Genomic DNA, 1,879 nt, shown 5'->3' with positions numbered 1-1,879 from the left:
TCGCCTTACGGTGGAGCTGTGCGTAGATGTGATCAAGAGACAGGCTCGGGCTGGACCTGCCGGTGCCGGATCACACCACCCTGAGCCGTCGGGGCGACACGCTGGCCATGCCACGGCCCCGCCCTGGCCGCCGGCCGGTGCACCTGATCGTGGACAGCACGGGGCTGAAGCTGTGCGGCCCGGGGGAGTGGCTGGTGGCGAAGCACAGCTGCCGGACCAGGCGCGGATGGCGCAAGCTGCACATCGGGGTGGACGCGGACACCGGCCGGATCGCCGCGGCGCTGCTGACCGCGCACGACGCCGATGACGCCACGCAGGTCGGGCCCTTGCTCGACCAGGTGGCTTGCCCAATCGCCTCCCTCACCGCCGATGGCGCCTATGACCAGGAGAGGGTCTACGCCGAAGTCGCAGCCCGACATCCGGACGCGGCGGTGATCATCCCGCCCCGCGCCAACGCCGTGCCCGGCGACACCGCCGAGACGGCGCCAACCCAGCGCGACCGGCACCTGGACAGCATTGCCCGGCATGGCCGCATGGGTTGGCAGAAGCGATCAGGCTACAACTTTCGTGCCTTGGTCGAGGCCGACATCGGCAGGTTCAAGCGCGTGATCGGCGGCGGGCTCCGTTCCCGCACCGACGGGAGGCGGGCAACCGAGGTGGCGATCGCCGTCGCGGCGCTGAACAGAATGCTCGGGCTCGGACGACCCGACTATGTCCGCATCACCTGATCGAAGCATCTCACCAGCCTGCGGTGTCGGTAGTCCGGATCCGTGCAACACAGTCGTTTCCGGGCCATGCCAGATCCACCGTCACCGGGCAGGATCCGTGGCCTGTGGCAAACCGGAAACAGGATGCGCCGCGAGCAAATCCTGAGACGCCAGCGTATCGAAATAACGCACTCGTTGCCTTGATGAGACAAAGGTTAACGATTACCGCCTTCCCCTGGTCTTGGAGGGGATTTGCCAGACGTGTCCGGAACGCTGCCCACGGTTTCCCTCTTCGTCGCGAAGTCGACACTGACCGAGGGGACCGACACGGCCCTGAATGCGATCGTCACCCGCACGCCGTCCGACCTGACCAGCTCCGTGACCCTGGAGTTCTTCGCGCCCGCCACCCGCAGCCTCGCCGGAGCGGACGACTTCGTCGGTGGCCTCGCTCCGAAGGTGGTGACCTTCGCGCCGGGCGAGACATCCAAGGCGGTGAGCTGGGGTCTCGTCGACGACAATGTCCCGGAGGTGACCGGGGCGGTCGGCCTGTGGCTGCGCAACCCGGTCAACGCCACCGCCGGCACGGACGGCAGCGGAGTGGCGGTGATCATCGTCCAGGACAACGATCCGATCAGCACCCTGAGCATCAGCGCCGTGGGCGCCTCGGCCGTGCGGGAAGGCGATGCCTCGGACCAGGGCGCGCACAAGCTCACCTTCGACATCGTGCGCGAGGGCAACACCTCCTGGCTGGCCACCGCGATGGTCGCGATCGAGGCCGACACCTCGGCAGGCGCGCATCCGGCCTCCTCCAGTGACATCGTGGGCGGCTTCGCCACGCAGCAGGTCTATTTCAACCCGGGCGAGACCCATAGGACCTTCGAGGTCGCCATCGCCGGCGACAGCCTGCTCGAGGGCAACGAGACCTTCGTGGTCCGCATCGTCAGCACGGGGATGCCCTCGGGCACGCCGGGCTTCCTGACCGGGATCGGCACGGCCGCGGTCACCGCGACGATCCTCGACGACGATACGCCGGTCGTGCCGGGCACTGCCGGCAACGACGTCCTGCACCATGCCGACGGCTCCCACATCTACGACGCCGGGGCCGGCTTCGACGTGCTGGACTACGGTGCCGTGGGCCGCCGCGGCCTCGCCGTGACCCGCTCCGCCGAGGG

General features: G+C 68.7%; 2 protein-coding genes. Both read left to right on the top strand.

The features are described from left to right. Positions 1 to 50 precede the first annotated feature (50 nt). Positions 51 to 728, top strand: coding sequence for an IS5 family transposase (locus ROTAS13_RS23875; RefSeq protein ID WP_256371409.1), 678 nt, complete (start codon positions 51 to 53; stop codon positions 726 to 728). Positions 729 to 968: 240 nt separating this feature from the next. Next, positions 969 to 1,879: Calx-beta domain-containing protein (locus ROTAS13_RS23870; protein ID WP_305793732.1), on the top strand; the 911-nt coding region annotated here is incomplete at its 3' end.

The sequence above is a fragment of the Roseomonas sp. TAS13 genome (assembly GCF_001950415.1).
Lineage (GTDB): Bacteria > Pseudomonadota > Alphaproteobacteria > Acetobacterales > Acetobacteraceae > Roseomonas > Roseomonas mucosa.
This window is presented reverse-complemented; position numbering and strand designations above follow the sequence as displayed.